Genomic DNA, 22,902 nt, shown 5'->3' on the forward strand with positions numbered 1-22,902 from the left:
ACCATCGCGGCCTCGACATTCTCCCCGGCCGTGCTCGGCGGGGTGCGGCGCGCGTACCGCGCGACGACGGCACCGATCATCCGGCTCGGGCACATGCTGGTGTTCTTCGTCCGTGCCCTCGCCGGGATTCCGGTGGCGTTCCGGCACTACCGCAAAGAGTTCGTCCGGCTGCTCTCCGACATCGCTTGGGGCAACGGCTCGTTGGTTGTCGGCGGTGGAACCGCCGGGGTCGCTGTCGTGCTCGGCATCACCGTCGGCGCGCTGGTCGGGATCGAGGGCTACAACTTTCTCGACCTTCTCGGGCTGGGACCGGCGACGGGGATCATCTCGTCGCTGGTCAACACCAGAGAGCTGGCGCCGATCGCGGCGTCGCTGGCCTTCGCCACCCAGGCGGGGTGCCGGTTCACCGCGCAGCTGGGCTCGATGCGCATCGCCGAGGAGATCGATGCGCTGGAATCCCTTGGTATCCGGCCTATTCCGTACCTGGTGACGACGCGATTGATGGCCTCGGTGATCGCGGTCATCCCGCTCTACGTCGCCTGCCTGGCCGTGAGCTACCTGACCACCCAGATCGTCGTCCAGATCATCAGCGGCGGCTCGACCGGGTCCTACCTGCACTATTTCACGCTGATGTTGTCCGGCCAGGACATCGTTTATTCGGTGATCAAGACCGTCATCTTCGTCTGGATCGCGTCGACGGTCCAGTGCTACTACGGGTTCTACGCCAGCGGCGGACCGGTCGGGGTCGGGGTCGCCGCCGGGCACGCCATGCGCGCCAGTATCACCGTCGTGATCATGGTGAACATGCTGCTCACCATGGCGCTGTGGTCGGTGGACGCCGGGGCGAGGTTCGGGGGCTGAATGGCGAACTCCTTTGAAATGGACGGGCGCGGTCCCACCGACCGGCAGCTTCTGGGCAGCGGTCTGGCTCTGCTGGTCGTCGTCGCGTTGGTCACCGCAACACTGTTGGTCAAGTCGACCGGACGCCTGGAGCCGGTGATCCGGGTGATGGCCGCGATGGTCAACGTCGGTGACGGTCTGCCGCAGCGCTCCGACGTGAAGTATCACGGTGTGCTCGTCGGTGCGGTCACCGGCGTCACCCCGGCAGCGCACGGCGACCCCAACTTCGTCCACATCGATCTCAAACGCGAATACGCCGGCTCGATCCCGGCCGGGGTGACCGCACGGGTGGTGCCCAGCAACGTCTTCGCGGTGTCCTCGGTGCAACTCGTGGACCCCGGCGGCACGAGCGCCGGCGCGCCGATCGAGGCCGGTGCGGTCATCCCGGAGGACACCGAGCTTCCGACCGTGCTGTTTCAGACCACGATCAGCAAGTTGCGCGACATCCTCGCCGCGACCGGCCGAGGCCGTGAGGACCACACGATCGGCATTCTTGCTGCGGTCAACGCAGCCACCCAGGGCCGTCGTACCGAATTGTTGACCAGTGGTGCGCAGTTGAATCGGATGGTCGACGAACTCGACCAGATCATCGCCACCGAACCGGGTCCGACCACGGTGTCGGCACTGGTCGAGGCGACTCGCGGTCTGGCACAGACCGCACCCGATCTCGTCGACGCGCTGCACCAGGCAGTCCAGCCGATGCGCACGCTGGTCGAACAGGACGCTCAGTTGACCTCGCTGGTCAACGGGGGCATCCACACGGTGGGGACCACCCACACGGCGCTGCACAACCACACCGACCGCCTGGTACAGATCACCACCGAGCTGACCCCGGTGATCGGTTCGCTGGCCAACACCTCGCACCACTGGTTGCCCGCTTTCGTGAAGCTCAACGGCCTGTCGGACAAGTTCTTCGACGAGGTGTGGATTCACGAGCAGGACATCGGCAACATGCGGGTGAATCTGTCGTTCACCCCGAGCTACAGCTACACCAGGGCCGATTGCCCGCAGTACGCCGGGCTGAAGGGGCCGAGTTGCTTCACCGCGCCGCTGGTCCCGACGCGCGCGTCGTTGCCCGATCAGCTGTTGCCGCAGAATTACCAGCCGCCACCGGATCTGGCACCACCGGCGGGCACCGAGATCGGACCGAACGGCAACCTGATCGCCGTCGGACCGCCGCTGGTGAACCCGTATCCGAACCTGGCCGATCCGAACCCGGCGCTGCCGCCGTGGATGAGCCCGTCGGCACCGGTGCCTGGCACCGCCAACCCGGACCTGGTTCCGACGCCACAGCCGCCGGTGCCGTTGTCGCCGCTGGCACCGGTGGCGCCGCGGCCCCCGCACATGCCGCCCCGGCCGCCGGCGCCGGGTCCACCGGCCGCACCGGCGTCCTTCGGCGGCAATGTGGGACCTGTGGGCAGTAACCAAGAACGTGACCTGCTCGGCGTCGTCACCGGACGGCCGGCCACCGTGGCGACTCAGCTGTTGCTCGGCCCGGTGGCGCGCGGCACCACGGTGTCGATCTCGGAGAACAGCGAGGAGACCCGATGAATTACCGCGGTGCGCTGGTGGGGCTGTCGCTCTTCATGGCCGTGGCGATGACGTTGACGTGGTTGGTCTATGTCACCCTGCGCCGTGACGTCGCGGGACCCACAGTGCCGTACGCGGCGATGTTCACCGACGTGTTCGGCCTTCGCGAGGGTGACGATGTGCGGATGGCCGGTGTACGGGTCGGTCGTGTCGAAAAGATCGAGCTGCAGGGCGATCTGGCGAAGGTCTCGTTCGTCGTGCAGAGCGACCAGCAGGTGCTCGGTACCACGGTGGCGTCGGTGACCTACCAGAACATCGTCGGGCAACGCTATCTCGGCCTGTCGCTAGGACGAACCGGCGATCCGGGACCGCTGCCGCCCGACAGTGTGATCCCGCTCGAACGCTCCGACCCGTCCTTCGACGTGACGACGCTGCTCAACGGCTATGAACCGTTGTTCAGTTTGCTCAATCCGCGCGATGCCGACAATCTCACCCGGGGTGTCATCGAGTCGCTGCAGGGTGACGAATCCGCGATCTTCGCCTTGGTCAACCAGACGTCTGAGTTGACCGAATCGTTCGCCGGTCGCGACGAGGAACTCGGTGCGGTGATCACCGATCTGAACACCGTGATGGCCAACCTGGCTCAGCACAACGACAGTCTCGACCAGGTCGTGACCGAGGTGCAGTCGGTGGTGTCGACCTTCGATCGACAGCGTCCCGCGCTGGTGGCCTCGACCGGATCGCTGGCGAGGGTGATGACCCAGCTCTCGGAGATCACCGATGAGGTGTACCCGTCACTGAACGAACTGGTGCAACGCGAGCCGGGTTTCGCTCAGCACCTGGTGAGCATCGAACCGCAGCTGGCATTCACCGGCGGCAATTTGCCGCTGTTGCTCAAGGGATTTGCCCGGATCACCGGTGACGGGGCGTACGCCAACGCCTACGGGTGTGATCTCAATGCCACCGGTTTCTTCCCCGGCCTCAACGACGTCACGCCGATCATCGTGGACGCCGCGACACCGGGCAACAAAGCCAGATACACCCCCAAGTGCAGGAACATGGCCAATGGCTGAAACTCAGAGGGTTCGCCGGCGACCGCTGGAGGAGCGCAGCAAGCTCGGGCTCGGGATCATCGCGGTCGCGGTGGTGGCTGTGCTGGTCGCGGCGCTGCTGCTGGTCAGGGCGGCCGATGTCGGCTACCGACATTTCACCGCGCAGTTCCTGCAGGCCGCGGCGCTACAGCCGGGCAACCCGGTCACCGTCGCCGGTATCCCGGTCGGCGAGGTGACGTCGATGAAACTGGCCGGCGATCATGTCGAGGCGCGCTTCACGGTGCGCAATGACGTTGCACTCGGCCAAGATTCGCGGGCGATCATCAAGGTCACCACCATTCTGGGTTCGCGGTACCTCGCGCTGCAGCCCGCCGGCGAGGGATCGCTGCCCGACGCCCGGTTCGACCTGGCGCACACCGAGGTTCCATACGACCTACAGGAAGCTCTGACCGATGTCGCCACCACCTACGAACAAGTCGACTCCGACAAGTTTGCCGAGTCGCTGAGCGTCTTGGGGCAGCAGCTGCAGGGCCTGCCGGCGATCGTGCCGCAGGCGATGCAGAACACCCATACCCTCTCGACGATCATCGCCGATCGCCGCGACCAACTCGGCGCGTTGTTGGAGACCACCGAGGTGGTCAGCACCACGCTGCGACGTCAACAAGCCAATATCGCCAGCATGGTGCGGCAGGGCAACGATCTGGTCGGCGAGTTCGTCGTCCGCCGCGCCTCGTTTCACGCGATGATGGACGCGATCACCAACCTCGTCCAGATGCTCAGTGATCTCGTCATCGACGACCGTGCCGAGCTGGAAGCGCTATTGGTCGACGTCCGCGAGCTGTCCGGCATGCTCGGCCAGCACGACGATCTGGTCCGCAGCATCCTGCAGACGGCCCCGGTCGCGCTGCGCGGTCTGGCCAATGCCACCGGCAGCGGGAATGCGGTCGACTTCAACGTCGCCAATGGGCTGCTCATCGATTCGTGGATGTGCGCGATCAGTGGTCGTGCCAAACAGTTCGAGATGATCCAGTACCTGAAGAACTGCAAGTGATGAGCGCGCGGACGAAAGTCATGACGCTGATCGCCGTCATCGGTGTCATCGTCGTCGTGATCGCCGCGGTGGGGATCTCCTACGCATCAGACCGGCTCAATACCATCTCGGTCACCGCGCAGTTCGACAGTGCGGCCGGGCTTTACGAAGGCAACACGGTTGCGGTGCTGGGGATGCCGGTGGGCAAGGTCACCAAGATCGTGCCCAAGGGTGGATATGTCGAGGTCGAATTCACCGTCGACGGCGACGTCCCGGTGCCGGCCGATGCGCAGGCGGTGACCATATCGAACTCGATCCTGACCGACCGGCAGATCGAGCTGACGCCGCCCTATCGGGGGGACGGGCCGACGCTGCAGAACAACGATACGATCGGGCTGCATCGCACCCGGACCCCGGTGGAGTTCGCGCAGGTTCTCGACGTGCTCGACAAGCTGTCCACTTCGCTGCGTGGAGACGGTAAGGGCAACGGACCGATCGGCGATGTGGTCGATGCCAGTGCTGCCATCGTCGACGGCAACGGTCAGCAGATGAAGGACGCTCTCGGTGAACTGTCGAATGCGCTGCGGCTCAGCTCCAATCGCGGTGCGGTCACCCGCGATCAGCTGACCGCGATCATCCGTAACGTCAGCACGTTGTTCGAAGCGGCAGCCGACAACGACGCCACGCTGCGTGAGTTCGGTTCCAGCATCCGGCAGCTGAGCCAGGTGCTCGCCGATGAGAACTTCGGGACCGGCAGCACCGGCCGGAAGATCAACGACGTGATCGATCAGTTGGGCGAGGTGCTCGACACCCACCGGGACGCGGTCAAAGACATCGTCGCCAGCGGCGATACTGCGCTGACGACCGCGGTGGACCATCAGCGCGACCTCGCCGAGTTCCTCGACGTGGCTCCGCTGACGCTGGACAACATCTACAACGCGATTGACCGGACCAACGGTTCGGTACGGGTCCATCTGCTCATCGACAAGGTGCTGTTCGACACCCAGACCGTCAAAGAGATGTGCAACATGATGGGCCTGCGTCAGCTCGGTTGTAGCACTGGGACTCTGCAGGACTTCGGTCCGGACTTCGGGTTGAGCTATGTCCTCGATGGACTCGCGGCGATGGGGCAGAAGTGATGGCGGGCCGGGCGAGAACGATTTTGGCGACCATGTTGGTCGCAGCACTGCCGGTGTCGGGCTGTGCCACCGAAGGATTGGCGAGTCTGCCGCTGCCGGCCCCGACGGGGGGGTCGGGGGGATACACGCTGACCGCCGTGTTCTCCAACGCGCTCAATCTGCCGGCGATGGCGAAGGTCCGGCTCGGCGGTGCCGACATCGGCCAGCTGGAGTCGATGGTGGCCCGCAACTACACGGCGGTGACAACGCTGCGGATCCAGGAGGGCGTGCAGCTGCCGCAGGGCAGTACTGCCGAGTTGCGCTCCGCCACCCCGTTGGGCGACGTGTTCGTCTCGATCCGCCCGCCCAGCGACGCGCCGGCCGGCGGACCGCTGCTCGGAGACGGCGACACCATCGGAATCGAATCCACCGCGGCCGCAGCCACTGTGGAGTCGGTGCTCAGTTCGGCGGCGATTCTGGTCAACGGTGGAGCGGTACGCAACTTCACCAACATCATCAACGGTCTGGGCAAGGCGACCGGTGACCAGGGCCAGGCGTTCGGCGACCTGATCCGAAAGACGAACAACACGCTGGGAACCCTCAATGCGCGTTCCGAGCAGATCTCCACAGCGATGACCGAGACGTCGCGGTTGGTCGGCCAGCTCGACGCCAAGAACGATGCTCTCGGTGAGCTGATGGAGGCGGCCGGGCCGGCCACCACCACGCTGGCCGCGCACACCGATCAGATCGCCGAACTGGTGGTCCAGCTCGGTGACACCTCCGATCAGCTACGCAAGTTCCCTTCGATCGCCGGCACCGACACCAGTGGTCGCAGCGTCATCGCTGATGCCAACACGATCGCCGATGCCTGGAATGACGTGGTGCTCGAACCCGATGCGACACTGTATTCGCTGAACCGGCTGATGCCCCCGCTGATCAAGTCCTCGACCAGTAACGCCATTGCGGTGCGCGCCAGCATCGACCGGTTGGTCCTCGGGTCGATCCCTGACATCGGGTTCACCGGCGATCCCGGCCTGCACGGACCCAAGCGCTACAACTGGCACCAGCTGGTCGGCTCTATCCAGTACACGCTTTTCCGGTTACAGGAGCGGATCGTCGGCAAGGGGCCGGGGGTACCGCAGCTGCCGGTCCTGCCCAGCCCGACCGAGCCCGGGCAGATCGTCACCGTGCCAGGCACCGCGGAGCCGCCGCCGGGCCCGCAGGCGCCGCCGGCGTCGATATGGGTACCGCCGCCGACCCCCGCGTCGCAGGCGCCTCCGGGGCCCGGGATACCGGGTCCGGCTGTCCCCGCAGCCCCGGCCCCTGGCCCCGCGCCGCTGCTGCCTGCCGAGGCACCGCAATGATCGGCGCCGTCGCCGACCGTGTGGTCGGGGTGGTCCGGGCCGGTCACCGCCGCCGGGCCTGGTTGTCGGCCGGCGCGTTGGTGCTGACCTTCGTCGTGGCGACCGCATACCTGTTCCTCGGTGCGCTGCAGGTCAATCCGGTCGCGTCCAGCTATCAGGTGACGGTGGCACTGCCGGAGTCCGCCGGGCTGCTGCCGAATCAGAACGTCACGATGCGCGGAGTACCGATCGGCCGGGTGGATCGGCTCGACATCACCCCCGCGGGGGTGAACGCCGTGGTCCGGGTCGATTCGACGGTCGCGGTCCCGGCGTCCAGCCAGGTCCGGGTCTCCGGGCTGTCCCCGGCCGGTGAGCAGTACCTCGACTTCGTCGCCGACAACGACGAAGGCCCTTATCTGGGTGAGGGAAGTGTTGTCGCACAACGTGACACCACCGTCCCGGTGAGTCTGGCCGATCTGCTCGCCAACGCCGACGGAGCGTTGCGGCAGGTCGACTCCGACAAACTCGAACTGATCAAGCACGAACTCAGCTTGAGTGCGGCCGGACCGCAGAAGCTCGCCGACATCATCGACGGTGGCACGTTCCTGTTGTCGACGCTGGACTCGGTGCTGCCCGAGACCACCAGCATGTTGCGCACCAGCCGCGTGGTGCTCACACTCGCGGCCGACAAGAACGAGGGCATCGGGGTCGCCTCGGCGAACCTCGATGAGACCCTTGCCGGGGTGAGCAGAATGCGCGAAGGCTTCCGCACCCTGACCGAGCGGACACCCGGCACGCTGTCCTCGGTGGACAACCTGTTCACCGACAACTCCGACACGATGGTGCAGTTGCTGGGAAACCTGGCCAGTACCTCCCAGATGGTGTACCTACGGGTCCCGGCGCTCAACGCGTTGTTCCCGGATTATCGGACATCGGTTCTGGACGCCATCGGCAGCGCGATGCACACCAACGGGTTATGGACCACCGCCGACATCTACCCGCGCTACGCCTGTGACTACGGAACCCCCCGGATGCCTCCGTCTGCGGCGGATTTCCCGGAGCCTTACCTCTACACCTACTGCCGTGACGACCACCCCGGAGTGCTGGTCCGCGGAGCCAAGAACGCTCCGCGTCCGGCCGGCGACGACGGGGCAGGCCCGCCGGCGGGAGCAGATCTGGGGCGCACCGCAGATCCGACGCCCAGGGGGCGCTACACCCTTCCGACGGAGTACGGCGGTCCGACGCTGCCGATCGAACCGCCCCGATGACCGACCTCGACAACAGCGCCTTCAGGAGATGAAATTGACTGTCATGACCGATCGAGAACGCGACGACGACAAGGCCGCGGAGGAACCTGATGTCGCCGAGTCCGCGGAGGAACCTGATGTCGCCGAGTCCGCGACGGGATCTGATGTCGCCGAGTCCGCGACGGGATCTGATGTCGCCGAGTCCGCGACGGGATCTGACAAGGCGACCGACGCCGGCCGGCCGCCGTGGCGTCGCCGCGCCGCAATCGGCGCGGTGGCGCTGCTGATCTTCGCCGGCTTCGCCACCTCCGGGGTGCTCGGATGGCAGCTTTGGCAGCAGCGCCAAGTCGCCGATGCCGCCGCCGCGGCGCGCAATGCCGCTGTGGATTACGCGCAGGTGCTGACGAGCATCGACTCGGCCAACGTCGACGAGAACTTCAATCAGGTCCTCGCCGGTGCCACCGGGGAGTTCAAAGACATGTATTCCCAGTCCAGTGCCGAACTGCGCCAGTTGCTCATCGACAACAAGGCCACCGCCCACGGCATCGTCACCGAATCGGCTGTCGAATCGGCGGCGAAGAACGAAGTCGTGGTCCTGCTGTTCGTCGACCAGTCGGTGTCCAACACCGCTGTGCCCGACCCGCGGATCGACCGCAGCAGAATCAAGATGACCATGCAGGACGTCGACGGACGTTGGCTGGCAAGCAAAGTCGAGCTGCGGTAATCGTGCTCCGGTTCATTCGCAGGAGCGCGGTCGCCGTGTTGGCCACGGCGGTGTGCGTCACCGCATCGCCCGCGTCGGCATCAGCACCCTCGTTCTGTGATGAGCTGGGCGGTCAGTGGGACGGGCAATTCTGTACGACGTCGGTGATCTCGGACCGCAAAGCCGTCCGAGACATCAAGATGGCGCTGCCCGGCGATCTCGTGCAGAACCCCGTCATCCGGGAATACCTGACCAATCTGATGAACAACTGGCGCAACGCGGCCAAGGCGATGGTCCAGGACAGCTTCGGGGAGCAACATTTCCAGATCTTTCAGCACGGCGAGGCGATGACGGCCGTCTTCCACGAGATGTACTCGGGAACCGTCGGTACCGACGCCTTGGCCCATCCGAACGCGCCCATCATCAGCGACGCGTACCGGACCTTCACCTTCGCCGGCGGGCGGCAGGTGCAACTGGCCGATCTGTTCAAACCAGGCGTCGATCACCTGGCCGAGATCCCGCGCCTCGGTGCGCCGTTCATCGTCGCTGCCCTCGATGCCGCACCGCCGCCGCACCAACCGGGAACCTATCCGTTCATCCCGGAACGCTGGACGCCGGACAAGGTGTATTCGGGGGGATACAGAGCGTGGGCGCTGACCCCCGACGAGCTGATCCTCTACATGCCGGACTACCCCGTGGGGCGCGATTCGCCCATCAACTTCTCGCCGGGCGCCCTGCAGTGGTTCATGGACGGTGGCACGGTACAGGCCCGGATCCCGCTGTCGGCGCTGTCGCCGGTACTGCGTCCCGAATTCGGTGGGCTGTAGCGATGTTTCGTCGGTTGATCGTGGCCATGGCCGTGCTGTGTCTGCCCGTGATCGCTGCCGCACCGGGTGGCGCCCAGCCCGAGAATGACTCCGATGCAGCGACGATGCCGGTCTTCGTTCCGTACCCGTCGAGCTGGTCACCCAACTACACCGTGTGGCCCTACAACCTGTGGCAGAACCGGGTCACGCCCGAACAGGTCACCGCCCAACGCGAGTCCTGTCAGTGGTTCAACGCCCAGTACGACGAACTGATCAACCAGGCCTTCGGTTTTCAGAGGTTTCTGGCCGAGCGACGTGACGACTGGGCCGACCCAGCCGTCCAGGCCGCTGCGAACGTCGTCGCGGCCAATTTGAACCAGTCGGCGGCATTTCTCCAGCCGCGCGCAGACACTCTGTTCATCGTCAACTATCCCGACCAGAGCGAGTATTCACCGTTGTTCCACGGGGATTCGATTTACCGGCTCTGGTACCAACTCACCCAGATCAGCGACAAGATCGCCCGCGAAGTCCCGGCGGGGCAGATCAACGCCAACACCGCGACCGCGAACGTGTACGGCGGCGTGATACGAGATTCCGGCGTCTGCGCAGGAGCCTGACCCGGTTGTTGACATGTTGACACAAAAATGTAGTCTTTGTGTCATCGGCAACCGGGAGGCGCCATGGTGGCGATAGGCAGCAACAACACTGCGCAGATCGCCGCGCCCCCGCTGCGCCTGTGGGTGATGCGCGAGTTCCGCAAGCACTCCGGCAGTGTGTTCGGCGGCTTCTTCGGGGCAGCGGCCTTCGACGAGGTCGCGCTGGTGCCGGTGGCCGCCGCAGTGGACAAGACCGGCCGGTTCGCCGACAACTTCACTGATCGCGGTGTGCGCAGCGGGTTCTCAGCGTTCCTGGCCATCTGGGGTGATGCGCACGATCGCGCTGTCGAGGGTGAACGGCTCAAAACCATGCACCGCGAGGTCCGGGGCACGGGCGCCGGGGACTTCGCCGACGTGCGCTACAGCGCGCTGGATCCCAAGCTGTGGAACTGGATCGCGGTCAGCGGCCTGTTCATCGTGCTGAATTCGTTCACCCCGTGCACCGGGATCACTCTCAATGACGCCGAACGGGAGGCCGCCTACCAGCAGCTGCTCGAGGCGTTCCGCTCGTTGGAGCTGCCCGGAAAGAATGCGAAGCTGCCCGCCACCTACACCGAGGCGTCCGAGTACTACGAGACCATGGTGCGCGAGGAGCTGGCCACCAATCCGTTCCTGCGCCGCGTCACCGCCGACCTGACCCGGCTGCCGCTACCCACGCTGGTGCTACCGCCGGCTCTGCGCGCTGTGCTCACCCCGCCCTGGCTGGCGCTTCGCCCGTTCGCCGGCCGGGTGGTCAAGATCTGCTCGTTCGGCATCCTGCATCCGGGCATCCGGGAGCTGACCGGATTCCACTGGCGGTCCCGCCATGACCGCGAGTTCACGCTTTACACCGGCCTTCTGCAGTTGGCCTGGCGGACGCTGCCCGATCGACTCCTGCTGATTCCGCTGGCCCGCAATCGGATCGAGTACGAGAAGCTGGTGCACCTCCATCGGTCGGTGGCGCTGGACTCGTTCGCACCGCCGGCCGGCCGCTGCCCCGCGGGCCGGCCCTGATGGCCCGGCGCACCACCGGCAGCCGGACCGAGCAGGAGTCGGCGATCCTCAAGGCTGCCGCCGAAGAGGTCGCCATGGTCGGGGTGGGGCGACTCAGCATGGACGTCGTCGCCCGTCAGGCCGGCGTCAGCCGCAGCACGCTGTACCGCCGGTTTCCGACCAGGGACGCGTTGGTCACCGAATTGGGTAGGCAGACTTTCGACTTCGCGATGGCGCGGCTGCAGACCGTCACGATCGACGGGGGTCCGCAGGAGGCGTCGGTGGCGGCGTTCCGGGAGGGCGTGCGATTGCTGACCGGTGAACCGGTGATGCGCCGTTTCCTGCAACTCGACCGGGATTTCACCACCACCGCGAACATGGCCGACGAGGCGCGGCAGTTCCTGATCAGTGCGGCCACCGCGATGGCCAAGGCATTGCGGGCCGCCGGCGCGACGATGCCCGATGACGCACTGCTGGCCGTCGCCGAGATCCACATCCGGCTGGCAGCATCCCTGGTGCAGGTCAGCACACCCGTCTTGGACGTCGGCGAGGACACCGCCGTTGCCGACTATGCCCGGGCCCACCTGGCCCCGCTGGTCCACTGAGTACCGATGAGCAGGAGGTTTGGACGAAATTGTCGAACACATTGCGGCGAGGTGGCACCCTTTGACCATGGCTGAACTGCCCGAACCCCGCTTTCTCGATGACCGCCTCACGCATTGGGCCGCGACCAAACCTGACGCCGAGGCCATGGACTACCTGGACCGCAACTGGACCTGGGCGCAGTGGAACGACCGTGTCCGTCGGCTGGCCGGAGCGCTGAAGGAACGCGGGATCGGGCGCGGAGACGTGGTGTCCTTCCTGGACATGAACCACCCCGCGTGCGTGGAGCTGACCTTCGCCGCGGCCTCGCTGGGCGCGGCCACCGCGATCATCAACTTCCGGCTCGCGGCCGACGAACTCGACTACGTGCTCAACGACTCCGGTGCCAAACTCTTGATCGTCGGTGCGGAGTTCAAGCCGGTGATCGATCGGATCGCCGACAAGCTCTCCGGTATCGATCAGATCATCACCGTCACACCGGAGGGCGACGACGAGTACGAGACCCTGCTCGCGTCGGCTACCCCGGTCGAGCGCAGCGACGACGTCGACCCGGAGGACGTCGCCATCATCATGTACTCGTCGGGCACGACCGGCCGGCCCAAGGGCGTGCAGTTGACGCAGAGCAACCTGATCGCCCATATCGTCAACAACCACGATGGCTTCACCTTCGACGAGGGTGACAAGAGCATGGTGTCGATGCCGCTGTTCCACGTCGGCGGATCGTCATATGTGCAGTTCGGTATCCATGACGGCGTGCCGAGTGTGATGACCCGCGAGGTCGACGGTGGCGCGCTGGCCGGGGCGATCCTCAAGGGCGCCAACCGGACCTTCCTGGTGCCGGCCGTGCTGGCCAAGGTGCTCGACGCCGGGCCGGACGCGGTCAAACTCTTCGCCGCACTCAAGACGTTCGGCTACGGCGCTTCACCCATGCCGCTGCCTTTGCTGCGTCAGGCGTTGAAGGCTTGGCCGGACACCGATTTCATCCAGGTTTACGGTCTGACCGAGGTCTGCGGTGTGATCAGCCGTCTGCTGCCCGAGGATCACCGCACCGACGAGCGGCCCGAGCGGCTGCAGAGCGCCGGGCGGCTGACCAACAACGCCGAGGTGCGCGTCGTCGACCCGGACACCCTGGAGGAGGTGCCCACCAACGAGCAGGGTGAATTATGGTTTCGCACAGCGCAGTTGATGAAGGGCTACCACAACAAGCCTGACGCCACTGCGGAGGCGGTCACCGAGGATGGTTGGTTCCGTACCGGCGACATCGGCCGCGTCGACGAGGACGGTTACATCTTCGTCGAGGACCGGCTCAAGGACATGATCATCTCCGGCGGCGAGAACATCTACTCGATCGAGGTGGAGCGGGTGCTGGCCGAGCACGAGGCCGTGGTCGATGTCGCGGTGATCGGGGTGCCCGACGAGAAGTGGGGCGAGGTGGTCAAGGCCGTTGTGGTGACCGATACGGAGGTCGCCGAGAAGGACCTCATCGCGTTCGCCCGTGAGCGATTGGCGGGCTACAAGTGCCCGAAGAGCGTCGACATCGTCGACGAGCTGCCCCGTAACCCCACCGGCAAGATCCTGAAAAAGGAACTGCGCAAACCACATTGGGACGGCCGCGACCGCGCCACGGTCTAGCTCGTGGTGGAGCTGTCCGATGTCCTGGACCGACTGCATGTGGTGTCGCTGCCGATGCGGGTTCGCTTCCGCGGCATCACCGTTCGCGAGGTCGCGCTGATCGACGGCCCGCAGGGCTGGGGTGAGTTCGGCGCGTTCCTCGAGTACGAGCCGGCCGAGGCCGCGCACTGGCTGGCGTCCGGAATCGCGGCAGCCTACCGGCCGCTGCCCCCGACCCGGCGTGACCGGATCCCGGTCAACGCGACGGTGCCGGCGGTGCCGGCCGCCGACGTGCCCGACATCGTGGCCCGCTTTCCGGGAGCGCGCACCGCCAAGGTCAAGGTCGCCGAAGCCGGCCAATCGCTGGCCGACGACGTCGCCCGGGTCAACGCGGTCCGTGCCCTGGTGCCGACGGTGCGTGTCGATGCCAACGGCGGCTGGACCGTCGACGAGGCCGTTACGGCCGCTCAGGCGTTGACCGCCGACGGCCTCCTGGAGTATCTCGAGCAGCCGTGTCGCACGGTGGCCGAGCTGGCCGAGGTACGGCGGCGCATCGACGTGCCGATCGCCGCCGACGAGAGCATCCGCAAAGCATCCGACCCGCTGCATGTGGTGCGCAGCGGCGCGGCCGACGTGGCGGTGCTCAAGGTCGCGCCGCTGGGCGGGGTGGCCGCGATGCTCGACATCGCCGCCGCGATAGACATCCCGGTGGTGGTGTCCAGCGCGCTGGATTCGGCGGTCGGCATCGGCACCGGACTGCGGGCAGCCGGTGCGCTGCCCGAGCTCGGCCACGCCTGTGGCCTGGGCACCGGCAGCCTGTTCGTCGAGGATGTCGCCGCGGCGCTGACGCCGGTCGACGGGTATCTGCCGGTCACGACAGTGGTTCCGGATCCGGCCCGCCTCGCCGCGCTGACGGCCTCAGCCCAGCGTCGTCAGTGGTGGATCGACCGCGTCACCGAGTGTTTCCCGCTGCAATCCACTCAGAGTGGCTTGCGGAACCGCTGAATTCCCCACGCGAGGTGACCGCGGTCTGCGGCCTCGACCCAATTGCGCAGCCCGACCACCATCTTGTCGAGATACTCCGGCGAAGACTTCTGCTCGAGCTCGCCGCGCCGCGATTCCAGCTCCTGTCGCACCCGGTCGTAATGGGTGCGCAGATTGCCCACCAAGTCGACCTGGTCGAGCACCTCGAACCCGATGGCCAGCGCGGCCTCCCGGTAGAACCGCATGGACCCCAGGTCGCGCAGGTTGAGCCGGTCATACACCGGCGCCAGCACACCCTCGGGAACATCGTCGGCTTGCATCGGATCGGTGAACACCAGCTCACCGCCGGGCTTGAGCAGCCGGAAGGCTTCCTGGAGAACCTTGCGCCGGTCCGGGGCGTGCAGGAACGCGTCCTGCGACCAGATGACGTCGGCGCTTTCCGGCGGCATCGGCACGTCGTCGAAACTTCCGTGGATGACGTGGATTTGGCGGTCCAGCCCGCACTGGCGGTTCTTGGTCCGGTTGGTGTCGTTCTGGGTCTGGGAGATGTTGACGCAGGTGACCTTGCAGCCGTGCACGCTGGCCAGGCGCCGCGCCGAACCGCCGTAGCCGGCGCCCAGGTCGACCACCATGGCCTCGGCGCTCAGCGTCGACAGCAGCCCGGACATCCGGTCCACCGTGTCCACGCCGGCAGAGCCGATGTCGGTGGTGTTCTCGTAGCACCCCACGTGGATGTCCTCGCCGCCCCAGATCAGCGAGTAGAAGTTGTCGGCGTCGTCGCTGTCGTAGTAGGCCTCGGCGGCCTCGGCGGCGGCATCGTCGGATTCCAGGTCGTCCACCGACTTCTCGGCGACGTGGACGAAGAAGTCCGGCTCGTTCTCCTGGTAGGTCTCCTGGAAGTCGCCGTAGGTGCGGACTCGCTCGAAGCCGGCCTCCCGGATCAGCCGCCGCACATAGTTCTTGCGCAGCGGGAACATGTTGAGTGTGTATTCCGACCCGTCGGGAAAGGTGTACTTGAACCGGGCCAGGCCGTCGTCGACGTGCTCCGGTTCCGCGGTGACCTGCTCACCGCAGTAGTAGTACTTGTGCTTCGAGGAGAAGCCGTGATCGAGCATCTCGTCGTAGTTGCGCTGGTCGAGGATCAGGATGCCGTCGTGGCGCAGCGCGGCGTAGAACTCGGCCAGCGCGCGGCGACGGTCCTGCTCGTCGTGCAGATGGGTGAACGAGTTGCCCAGGCAGATGATGGCGTCGTATTTGCCCTGGATGCTCTTGTTGAGCTGGCGCCAGTCGGCCTGGACGCTCTTGAGGATCAGCCCGCGCTTCTTGCCGTTCTCGAACGCCTTGGCCAGCATCGCGGCCGACCCGTCGGCGCTGGTGACGTCGAAGCCGGCTTCGGTCAGGCGCACCGAGTGAAAGCCGGTCCCGGTGGCCACGTCGATCACGCTCTTCTTGTCGCGGGCGCGCAGCACGTCGATGAAGAATCGGCCCTCGGACTGGGCTCGAGCATCCCAGTCGATGAGTTCGTCCCACTTCTCCACAAAGCTCATGACGTACTCGCCGCGATAGAGATCGGTGTCGCGATCAGCTAAGGGATCGTCACCATAGTTCTGTTCACGCAACCGCAGTTCTGCATTGGCCTGGGTGGTCGTGGAAGACATGAGACCTTTCTGTTCCCGTTGCGGGCGCACGCTCTCGGGAAAGGGGTCACGCGTGCGCTGATCCTGCCATCACACGAGGAATGCGCACGTCGTCCGCGGTATCGGGGGCGAAGTCGTAGCTGCGCCGTTCCCCGCAGAGCGGGGGACGGGCGACTCCCGCCGCACCCACACCGCGCTTTTACTGTAGGGCACTGGCAAATTCCCGCGACCGGTGGGCAGGGTGGCCACCCCCGGTTGTCCTGATCTGTGGGATGCATGGCCTAGACGACATCGGTGGTTGCGCTCGACACTGAGTGCATGGTCCGCACCGTGCTCGTCGTAGGGTTTGCCGGGGTGCAGGCCCTCGACATGGTCGGGCCGTTCGAGGTGTTCACCGGAGCGTCGGCGTACCTGGCTGCGACCGGTGCCGACGGCTACGACGTGCGGGTGGTGTCGGCCGCCGGCCGGCCGGTCAGTACCGGCACGGGGCTGACCCTGGTCGCCGAACCGCTGCCGGACCCGGCCGAGCCGGTAGACACCGTGGTGCTCCCGGGTGGCATCGGCACCCACGCCGCCCGCCACGACGAGGAACTGGTCGATTGGATTTCTGCGGTGGCCCGCACCGCGCGCCGGGTGGTCAGCGTATGCACCGGTGCCGTGCTGGCCGCCGAGGCCGGGCTGCTCGACGGGTGTGTGGCCACCACCCACTGGGCCTATGCGGCGCAGCTGGCCACCGAGTTCCCGCATGTGACGGTCAACCCGGATCCGATCTTCGTCCGCAGCTCGGCCAAGGTGTGGACCGCCGCGGGCGTGACCGCGGGACTGGATCTGGCGCTGTCGTTGGTCGAGGACGATCACGGTACCGAGGCGGCGCAGACCGTCGCCAGGTATCTGGTGATGTACCTGCGCCGCCCCGGCGGGCAGACCCAGTTCGCCGCGCCGGTGTGGATGCCGCGTGCCCGGCGCACCCCGGTACGTGATGCGCAGGAGGCCATCGAGGCCGATCCCGGCGGCTCGCACAGCGTCGCCGAGCTGGCCGCGCGGGCCGCGATGAGCCCGCGCCACTTCACCCGGGTGTTCACCGACGAGGTCGGTGAACCGCCGGGCGCCTACGTCGAACGGATTCGCACCGACGCCGCACGCCGTCAGCTCGAAGAAACCGACGACACCCTGAGCGTGATCGCCGCCCGCTGCGGATTCGGCAGCGCAGAAACGTTGCGGCGCAACTTTGTTCGCCGTCTCGGAATTTCCCCCGACCGATACCGCAAGACCTTCGCCTGAGGAGAATCACCATGCAGATCGCCGTCCTGCTCTACCCCGGTTTCACTGCGCTGGACTTCATCGGTCCCTACGAGTCGCTGCGCTATCTGCCCGGCGCCGAGGTCCGGTTCGTCTGGCACGAGCCGGGGCCGATCGCGGCCGACTCCGCGGTGCTGCTCGTCGGCGCCACACACACGTTCGAGGAAACCCCGTCGCCGGACGTGATGCTGGTTCCCGGGGGCTTCTCGACGATGGAGCACGCTCGCGATTCCAAGGTGCTCGACTGGGTGCGCACCGCCCACGCCACGACGACCTGGACGGCCTCGGTGTGCTCCGGGGCGCTGATCCTGGCTGCCGCCGGCCTGCTGGACGGCAAGCGGGCCACATCGCACTGGGCGGCGCTGTCGATGCTGCGCACCTTCGGGGCCATCCCCGTCGACGACGAGCGCGTCGTGGCTGCCGACGACAAGACGGTCACGTGCGCAGGGGTATCGGCAGGCATCGACCTGGGGCTGTGGCTGGCCGGTCAGATCGGTGGGGAGGCCAAGGCCAAGGCCATCCAGTTGTCGATGGAGTACGACCCGCAGCCGCCGTACGACAGCGGGCACATGTCGAAAGCCTCGGTGTCGACCAAAGCCACCGCCACCGCGATGATGGGTCGCGAGCTGGTCAAACCCGCCGCGCTGGCCGCCTCGACCGGCCTGCTGTGGGATGCCGCAGTCCGTTCCGTGCGATCTCGGCGCGCCAAGCGACGCTGAGGGTGCGTCAGCGCGCCGAAATCGCGGCGCGGAGGACGGTGATGACGCGCTCGGGGTACTCAGTGAGGTCCAGCCAGGTGAACCGCAGCACCTGCCATCCCTGCGTCACGATCTCGTTCTGGCGCACGCGATCGATCTGGAACTCGTCGGCGCCACTGTGGAACGCGAAGCCGTCCACCTCGACCGCCACCTTGGGTCCCGGGAACCCCACGTCCACCCGGTAGCCGGCGACCCGGTAGTTCGCCTTCCAGCCGGTGAATCCCGCGCCCCGGAGGAGCTGGTGCAGGATCCGCTCTGCCTCGGAGCGCGCGCCGCTATCGGCAGCTTGCAGCAAGATCCGGGCGCGGGGTGACCCGTAGCGGCCCTTGTTGCGCAGATGCGCACGCCACAGGCTCGCGGTGTCGACGTGCCGCTGCAATGCGTTGTCCATCAGCTTGGCGCCGTCGCGCCGTTTGGCCGCAGCTTCGACAACGGTCAGTGGCAGAGCGGTGAGACGCACGCCGTTGACCTCGACGATGTCGGCGGCGGCGAGGTTGCGGCGCCGCACCCGGATGTCGGGGCGACGGCGGCCGTGGCTGTCGCGTGGGACGGTCACCTCGAGTTCGTCGGGAAGGAACCGGGTCAGGCCATGCCACCAGGCCGCGGTCAGTCCGCTGGCCGCCGACAGCGCCCCGTACCCCCATACCGCTGCCCGCACCCGGGCGGCGTCGGTGAATGGCCGGTCGTCGACGAAGTACACCCCGGGAGTGCATCGGCGCCACCGGCCGGATTCCACTCGGCGCTGGACCGAGCGTCTGCTCACGCCCGCTTGGCGGGCCTGCTGCAGTGTGATCACGCCGTCCTGCTTGCGCAGGTAGTCAGAGAGCATGCGTTTTGGACGCCACTGATCCACTTCCGGGTTCCCTCCGGCGCGATTTCGGCGCGCCAAGCGACGCTGAGGGTGCGTCAGCGCGCCGAAATCGCGAGGCAGTAGCGTCGGCGGGGTGAATCTGGCTTTTGACGACCGCGGCTCGGGGGAGCCGGTGCTGTTCATCGCCGGTCGCGGCGGTGCGGGCCGGACCTGGCACCTGCACCAGGTTCCGGTGTTCACCCGCGCCGGCTACCGCTGTGTGACCTTCGACAACCGCGGCATCGGCGCCACCGAGAACGCCGAAGGCTTCACCACCGAGACCATGGTCGGCGACGTCGTCGGCCTGATCGAGGCGCTCAGCTTGGCGCCGGTGCGCATCGTCGGCGTCTCGATGGGCTCCTTCATCGCCCAGGAGCTGATGGTGGTTCGTCCGGAACTGGTCCACTCGGCGGTGTTGATGGCCACCCGCGGCCGCCACGACCGCACCCGCACCTTTTTCGGGCAGGCCGAGCGGGCGCTGCTCGAATCCGGCGTGCAGCTACCACCGGAGTACGACGCGAGATTACGCCTGCTGGAAAGCTTTTCGCCGAAAACCCTCAATGACGACAATGCGGTGCGCGACTGGATCGACATGTTCACCATGTGGCCGCAGAAGCCCACTCCCGGGCTGCGCGCGCAGATGGCCGTCTCGCCGGAGAGCAGCCGCCTGCCGGCCTATCAACACATCCAGACCCCGGCTCTGGTGATCGGCTTCGAGGACGACGTGCTGCTGCCGTCCCACCTCGGTCGTGAGGTCGCCAACGCGATGCCCAACGCCCGCTTCCTGGAGATCCCTGCCACCGGCCATCTCGGCTTCATCGAGAAGCCCGAGGTCGTCAACACCGCGATCCTCGAATTCTTCGCCGATAGTCTGTAGAGGTGAACCCTTCGACGACGCAGGCCCGCGTGGTCGTCGACGAACTGATCCGCGGCGGTGTCCGCGATGTCGTGTTGTGCCCCGGGTCACGCAACGCGCCGCTGGCATTTGCGCTGCACGACGCCGACCGCGCCGGCCGGTTGCGGCTGCACGTGCGCATCGACGAGCGCACCGCCGGTTTCCTGGCCATCGGGCTGGCGGTCGCCGAGCGGGCCCCGGTGTGCGTGGCGATGACGTCGGGCACAGCGGTGGCGAACCTGGGTCCGGCCGTGGTGGAGGCCAACTACGCACGGGTGCCGCTGATCGTGCTGTCGGCCAACCGACCCTACGAGCTGCTGGGTACGGGCGCCAATCAGACCTTCGAGCAGCTGGGGTACTTCGGCACTCAGGTGCGCGCCAACATCAGTCTGGGGCTGGCCCCCGACCCGGCCGGGGCGGCCGCTGACCTCACCTCGCTCAACGCTCAGTGGCGGTCGGCCACGTGCCGGGTTCTGGTGGCCGCCACAGGTTCTCGGTCGGCCAACGCCGGACCGGTGCAGTTCGACATCCCGCTGCGGGAACCTCTGGTGCCCGGTGCGGCGGAGCCCGCGGTGCCCTACGTGCCGCAAGGTCGTCCCGACGGCAAACCATGGACCTACACCCCGCCGGTGAGTTTCGATCAGCCGCTGGACATCGACCTCACCCCCGACACCGTCGTGATCGCCGGTCATGGCGCCGGTGTGCACCCGAACCTGGCCCATCTGCCGACCGTTGCCGAACCCACCGCCCCGTATGCGCAGACTCCGCTACACCCGTTGGCGCTGAGTCTGATTCGGCCGAAGCAGGTCATCATGCTGGGACGCCCGACACTGCACCGTCCGGTCTCGGCGCTGCTGGCCGATCCGTCGGTGCCGGTGTTCGCGTTGACGACGGGGCCGCGCTGGCCCGACGTGTCGGGCAACTCGCAAGCCACCGGCACCCGCGCAGTCACGGCGGGTGCGCCGTCACCGGATTGGCTACGTCGGTGTGCCGACGCGCACCGGCATGCCATCGACGCGGTCCGCGGTCAACTGGCCACACACCCGTTGACGACCGGTCTACACGTGGCCGCCGCGGTCGCCGACGCGGTGCGGCCCGGTGATCAGCTGGTACTCGGTGCGTCGAACCCGGTCCGGGATATCGCGTTGGTGGGTTTCAACACCGCCGAGGTCCGGGTGCGCTCCAACCGGGGCGTTGCGGGCATCGACGGCACGGTGTCGACGGCGATCGGCGCCGCGCTGGCCCACGACCGCAGCGGCGGGCGCACCGTCGCGCTGATCGGCGACCTGACGTTCGTCCACGACAGCTCGGGTCTGCTGATCGGCCCCACCGAGCCGACTCCGCGACAGCTGACGATCGTGGTGTCCAACGACAACGGCGGCGGCATCTTCGAGCTGCTCGAACAGGGTGATCCGCGCTTCTCCGATGTGTCCTCGCGGATCTTCGGCACCCCGCACGACGTGGACGTGGGCGCGTTGTGCCGGGCCTATCACGTCGAGAGCCGGCAGATCGAGGCCGCGCAACTGGCCGACGCGCTCGACGAACCGTTCGACGGCATGCGGGTGCTGGAGGTCAAAGCTGACCGGTCGTCGCTGCGGGCGTTGCACGCGTCGATCAAGGCTGCCCTGTGAGCGCAGTCTCGGAGCTGATCCGGCGCCTGAAAGCCCTGCGCCAGACCATCATTCCGCACCTCTACGGTGAGCCGGGGGAGACCCGCAAGGGCCGGATCCTGCGGCGTATCCGGATCGGCATCGTGGTGATGGCCTGTCTGGTGACGCTGCAGTCGGTGCTGCTGATCCTCGGGGCGTGGCGCAACGACAGTCAGATCGAGAACCACCTCGGGGTGGCCGAGGCCAATGTCCTCGACGCCGGCCCGCGCCGTTCCACGATCGAGTTCGTCACCCCCGACCGGGTGACCTATCGTCCCGAGCTGGGGGTGCTCTATCCCTCCGAGCTGGAGAACGGTATGCGCATCTACGTCGAGTATGACGTCAACGACCCCGACCTGGTCCGAGTGCGCGACCGCGATGCATCGCTGGCGATCATCCCGGCCGGTTCCATCGCGGTGGTCGGCTGGATCATCGCCGGCGCCGCGCTGGCCGCCACCGCGCTGATCCAGCGGCGCCTCGATGCCGATCAGGAGTTGACGAGCTCGTCGAGCCAGTCGTCGTCGTAGATGTCGAGCTTGCGATCGGCGTCGATGTCGAAGACCGTCGGGGTGCCGGCTTCGTACGGGTCGACGTCGAACAGGAAAGCGAAGTTGGCATCATCCATGTCGATGACGTCGACACCCTCGGTGCCGTCGGCGATGCGGGCCGCCACCGCCTCGGGCAGACCGGCGCCGCGCGCCATATCGCGCAGTTCGGTTCCGCTGAAGGGTTGACCACCGGTGTCCTGATTGGCCCACAACGCGCCGACGAAGCGCTGGAACTGCGCGCCGGTGGTGGCCTGGTCACCGACGGGTATGGCGGCGACGAACATGGCGTTGGCCACGGTGGCCGAGTAGCCGTCGTAATCCTCGTCGAGGAAGATCAGCGGCCGGTAGGTCACGCGCAGGGCGCCCACGGCGATGTAGTAGGCCAGTTCGTCGCCGAAATCGCGTTGCAGGTCGGCGCAGTGGGTGCACTGCGGCTCGGTGTAGATCTCCACGTGGGCTTCAGCGTCGTCGAAACCGGCGACGATGCCGTAGCCATCCTCGGAGATCGTCACCGGCGCGGTGACCGCCGACGCGACAGCGCTGCCCGGAAGCTGCCGAGTGCAGCCGACAGCGCCGATCACCAGGCACAACGCCGAGATCAGGATCAGAAAGCGAGTGCGACGCATGCGACCATCCTGACGGTCGGATCGCCGGTTGGCACAGTTCTCGCGACATATCCCTGTCGGCAACCTGCCGGACAGGTGGTGGTGT

The 22,902-nt window shown here is 66.9% G+C and carries 21 protein-coding genes and 2 pseudogenes; 19 read left to right on the forward strand and 4 right to left on the reverse strand.

Annotation, left to right across the window (positions count from 1 at the left end; all coding sequences use genetic code 11):
• The first annotated feature begins 3 nt into the window (after positions 1–3).
• From KXD98_RS03135 to KXD98_RS03200, 14 genes are all read left to right on the forward strand, one after another.
• Positions 4–861 carry an ABC transporter permease gene (locus KXD98_RS03135; RefSeq protein ID WP_260764952.1) on the forward strand — a complete coding sequence of 286 codons (858 nt, stop codon included), beginning with the start codon at positions 4–6 and terminating at the stop codon, positions 859–861.
• Positions 862–2,451: an MlaD family protein gene (locus tag KXD98_RS03140; protein ID WP_260761836.1), complete on the forward strand. Its 1,590-nt coding sequence runs from the start codon at positions 862–864 to the stop codon at positions 2,449–2,451.
• Positions 2,448–3,503 carry an MCE family protein gene (locus KXD98_RS03145; protein ID WP_260761837.1) on the forward strand — a complete coding sequence of 352 codons (1,056 nt, stop codon included), beginning with the start codon at positions 2,448–2,450 and terminating at the stop codon, positions 3,501–3,503. The genes KXD98_RS03140 and KXD98_RS03145 overlap by 4 nt, the downstream gene beginning before the upstream one ends.
• On the forward strand, positions 3,496–4,533 hold the full coding sequence (locus tag KXD98_RS03150) for an MCE family protein (protein ID WP_260761838.1): 1,038 nt from the start codon (positions 3,496–3,498) through the stop codon (positions 4,531–4,533). The genes KXD98_RS03145 and KXD98_RS03150 overlap by 8 nt, the downstream gene beginning before the upstream one ends.
• Complete coding sequence (locus KXD98_RS03155; RefSeq protein WP_260761839.1) at positions 4,533–5,651, forward strand: MCE family protein; 1,119 nt, start codon at positions 4,533–4,535, stop codon at positions 5,649–5,651. Before KXD98_RS03150 ends, KXD98_RS03155 begins: the two co-directional genes overlap by 1 nt.
• Positions 5,651–6,994: an MCE family protein gene (locus tag KXD98_RS03160; protein WP_260761840.1), complete on the forward strand. Its 1,344-nt coding sequence runs from the start codon at positions 5,651–5,653 to the stop codon at positions 6,992–6,994. Before KXD98_RS03155 ends, KXD98_RS03160 begins: the two co-directional genes overlap by 1 nt.
• Positions 6,991–8,241 carry an MlaD family protein gene (locus tag KXD98_RS03165; protein ID WP_260761841.1) on the forward strand — a complete coding sequence of 417 codons (1,251 nt, stop codon included), beginning with the start codon at positions 6,991–6,993 and terminating at the stop codon, positions 8,239–8,241. The genes KXD98_RS03160 and KXD98_RS03165 overlap by 4 nt, the downstream gene beginning before the upstream one ends.
• Before the next feature lie 28 nt (positions 8,242–8,269).
• Positions 8,270–8,944 (forward strand): DUF3329 domain-containing protein, encoded by a 675-nt coding sequence (locus KXD98_RS03170; protein WP_260761842.1) that lies wholly within the window; start codon positions 8,270–8,272, stop codon positions 8,942–8,944.
• Positions 8,944–9,750, forward strand: coding sequence for a mannan-binding family protein (locus KXD98_RS03175; RefSeq protein WP_260764954.1), 807 nt, complete (start codon positions 8,944–8,946; stop codon positions 9,748–9,750). The genes KXD98_RS03170 and KXD98_RS03175 overlap by 1 nt, the downstream gene beginning before the upstream one ends.
• Before the next feature lie 2 nt (positions 9,751–9,752).
• Positions 9,753–10,346, forward strand: a complete 594-nt coding sequence (locus tag KXD98_RS03180; RefSeq protein ID WP_260761843.1) for a hypothetical protein — start codon at positions 9,753–9,755, stop codon at positions 10,344–10,346.
• Between the two features lie 63 nt (positions 10,347–10,409).
• Complete coding sequence (locus KXD98_RS03185) at positions 10,410–11,378, forward strand: oxygenase MpaB family protein (protein ID WP_260761844.1); 969 nt, start codon at positions 10,410–10,412, stop codon at positions 11,376–11,378.
• On the forward strand, positions 11,378–11,962 hold the full coding sequence (locus tag KXD98_RS03190; RefSeq protein ID WP_260761845.1) for a TetR/AcrR family transcriptional regulator: 585 nt from the start codon (positions 11,378–11,380) through the stop codon (positions 11,960–11,962). The genes KXD98_RS03185 and KXD98_RS03190 overlap by 1 nt, the downstream gene beginning before the upstream one ends.
• Positions 11,963–12,029: 67 nt before the next feature.
• On the forward strand, positions 12,030–13,592 hold the full coding sequence (locus KXD98_RS03195; protein ID WP_260761846.1) for a long-chain-fatty-acid--CoA ligase: 1,563 nt from the start codon (positions 12,030–12,032) through the stop codon (positions 13,590–13,592).
• A gap of 54 nt (positions 13,593–13,646) precedes the next feature.
• Positions 13,647–14,576 (forward strand): o-succinylbenzoate synthase, encoded by a 930-nt coding sequence (locus tag KXD98_RS03200; protein ID WP_260764955.1) that lies wholly within the window; start codon positions 13,647–13,649, stop codon positions 14,574–14,576.
• Positions 14,577–14,785: 209 nt separating this feature from the next.
• Here the strand turns inward: KXD98_RS03200 and KXD98_RS03205 are convergent.
• A pseudogene (locus KXD98_RS03205) lies at positions 14,786–15,532 on the reverse strand (SAM-dependent methyltransferase); the annotation flags it as partial.
• Positions 15,533–15,535: 3 nt separating this feature from the next.
• Positions 15,536–16,213: pseudogene (locus KXD98_RS03210) on the reverse strand (class I SAM-dependent methyltransferase); the annotation flags it as partial.
• 297 nt (positions 16,214–16,510) lie between these two features.
• Between KXD98_RS03210 and KXD98_RS03215 the strand changes: the two are divergent.
• Positions 16,511–17,473 (forward strand): GlxA family transcriptional regulator, encoded by a 963-nt coding sequence (locus KXD98_RS03215; protein WP_260761847.1) that lies wholly within the window; start codon positions 16,511–16,513, stop codon positions 17,471–17,473.
• 11 nt (positions 17,474–17,484) lie between these two features.
• Positions 17,485–18,210, forward strand: a complete 726-nt coding sequence (locus KXD98_RS03220; RefSeq protein WP_260761848.1) for a DJ-1/PfpI family protein — start codon at positions 17,485–17,487, stop codon at positions 18,208–18,210.
• A 7-nt stretch (positions 18,211–18,217) separates the two neighbouring features.
• On the opposite strand, the gene KXD98_RS03225 is transcribed toward KXD98_RS03220, so the two are convergent.
• The gene (locus tag KXD98_RS03225) at positions 18,218–19,078 is read right to left on the reverse strand and encodes a type IV toxin-antitoxin system AbiEi family antitoxin domain-containing protein (protein ID WP_260761849.1); all 861 of its coding nucleotides are present in this window, start codon (positions 19,076–19,078) and stop codon (positions 18,218–18,220) included.
• Between the two features lie 115 nt (positions 19,079–19,193).
• On the opposite strand from KXD98_RS03225, the gene KXD98_RS03230 reads away from it, so the two are divergent.
• From KXD98_RS03230 to KXD98_RS03240, 3 genes are read left to right on the forward strand one after another with little or no spacing between them, the layout of a single operon-like run.
• Positions 19,194–19,976: an alpha/beta fold hydrolase gene (locus KXD98_RS03230; RefSeq protein ID WP_260761850.1), complete on the forward strand. Its 783-nt coding sequence runs from the start codon at positions 19,194–19,196 to the stop codon at positions 19,974–19,976.
• Positions 19,977–19,978: 2 nt separating this feature from the next.
• Positions 19,979–21,625 (forward strand): 2-succinyl-5-enolpyruvyl-6-hydroxy-3-cyclohexene-1-carboxylic-acid synthase, encoded by a 1,647-nt coding sequence (gene menD, locus KXD98_RS03235; RefSeq protein WP_260761851.1) that lies wholly within the window; start codon positions 19,979–19,981, stop codon positions 21,623–21,625.
• A complete protein-coding gene (locus KXD98_RS03240; protein WP_260761852.1) occupies positions 21,622–22,170 on the forward strand; it encodes a DUF3592 domain-containing protein in 549 nt (182 codons plus the stop codon). Before menD ends, KXD98_RS03240 begins: the two co-directional genes overlap by 4 nt.
• On the opposite strand, the gene KXD98_RS03245 is transcribed toward KXD98_RS03240, so the two are convergent.
• Entirely contained in the window at positions 22,131–22,817 is a 687-nt protein-coding gene (locus KXD98_RS03245) for a thioredoxin domain-containing protein (protein ID WP_260761853.1), read from the reverse strand. The genes KXD98_RS03240 and KXD98_RS03245 overlap by 40 nt on opposite strands.
• Positions 22,818–22,902: the final 85 nt, after the last annotated feature.

Source organism: Mycobacterium sp. SMC-4 (assembly GCF_025263265.1).
Lineage (GTDB): Bacteria > Actinomycetota > Actinomycetes > Mycobacteriales > Mycobacteriaceae > Mycobacterium.

Coding starts and splice junctions, on each gene's coding strand:
- KXD98_RS03220 (WP_260761848.1), top strand. CDS start 17,485: ATGCAGATCGCCGTCCTGCTCTACCCCGGTTTCACTGCGCTGGACTTC.
- KXD98_RS03165 (WP_260761841.1), top strand. CDS start 6,991: ATGATCGGCGCCGTCGCCGACCGTGTGGTCGGGGTGGTCCGGGCCGGT.
- KXD98_RS03145 (WP_260761837.1), top strand. CDS start 2,448: ATGAATTACCGCGGTGCGCTGGTGGGGCTGTCGCTCTTCATGGCCGTG.
- KXD98_RS03200 (WP_260764955.1), top strand. CDS start 13,647: ATGCGGGTTCGCTTCCGCGGCATCACCGTTCGCGAGGTCGCGCTGATC.
- KXD98_RS03140 (WP_260761836.1), top strand. CDS start 862: ATGGCGAACTCCTTTGAAATGGACGGGCGCGGTCCCACCGACCGGCAG.
- KXD98_RS03155 (WP_260761839.1), top strand. CDS start 4,533: ATGAGCGCGCGGACGAAAGTCATGACGCTGATCGCCGTCATCGGTGTC.
- KXD98_RS03215 (WP_260761847.1), top strand. CDS start 16,511: ATGGTCCGCACCGTGCTCGTCGTAGGGTTTGCCGGGGTGCAGGCCCTC.
- KXD98_RS03190 (WP_260761845.1), top strand. CDS start 11,378: ATGGCCCGGCGCACCACCGGCAGCCGGACCGAGCAGGAGTCGGCGATC.
- KXD98_RS03150 (WP_260761838.1), top strand. CDS start 3,496: ATGGCTGAAACTCAGAGGGTTCGCCGGCGACCGCTGGAGGAGCGCAGC.
- KXD98_RS03170 (WP_260761842.1), top strand. CDS start 8,270: ATGAAATTGACTGTCATGACCGATCGAGAACGCGACGACGACAAGGCC.
- KXD98_RS03160 (WP_260761840.1), top strand. CDS start 5,651: ATGGCGGGCCGGGCGAGAACGATTTTGGCGACCATGTTGGTCGCAGCA.
- KXD98_RS03180 (WP_260761843.1), top strand. CDS start 9,753: ATGTTTCGTCGGTTGATCGTGGCCATGGCCGTGCTGTGTCTGCCCGTG.
- KXD98_RS03195 (WP_260761846.1), top strand. CDS start 12,030: ATGGCTGAACTGCCCGAACCCCGCTTTCTCGATGACCGCCTCACGCAT.
- KXD98_RS03225 (WP_260761849.1), bottom strand. CDS start 19,078: ATGCTCTCTGACTACCTGCGCAAGCAGGACGGCGTGATCACACTGCAG.
- KXD98_RS03245 (WP_260761853.1), bottom strand. CDS start 22,817: ATGCGTCGCACTCGCTTTCTGATCCTGATCTCGGCGTTGTGCCTGGTG.
- KXD98_RS03185 (WP_260761844.1), top strand. CDS start 10,410: ATGGTGGCGATAGGCAGCAACAACACTGCGCAGATCGCCGCGCCCCCG.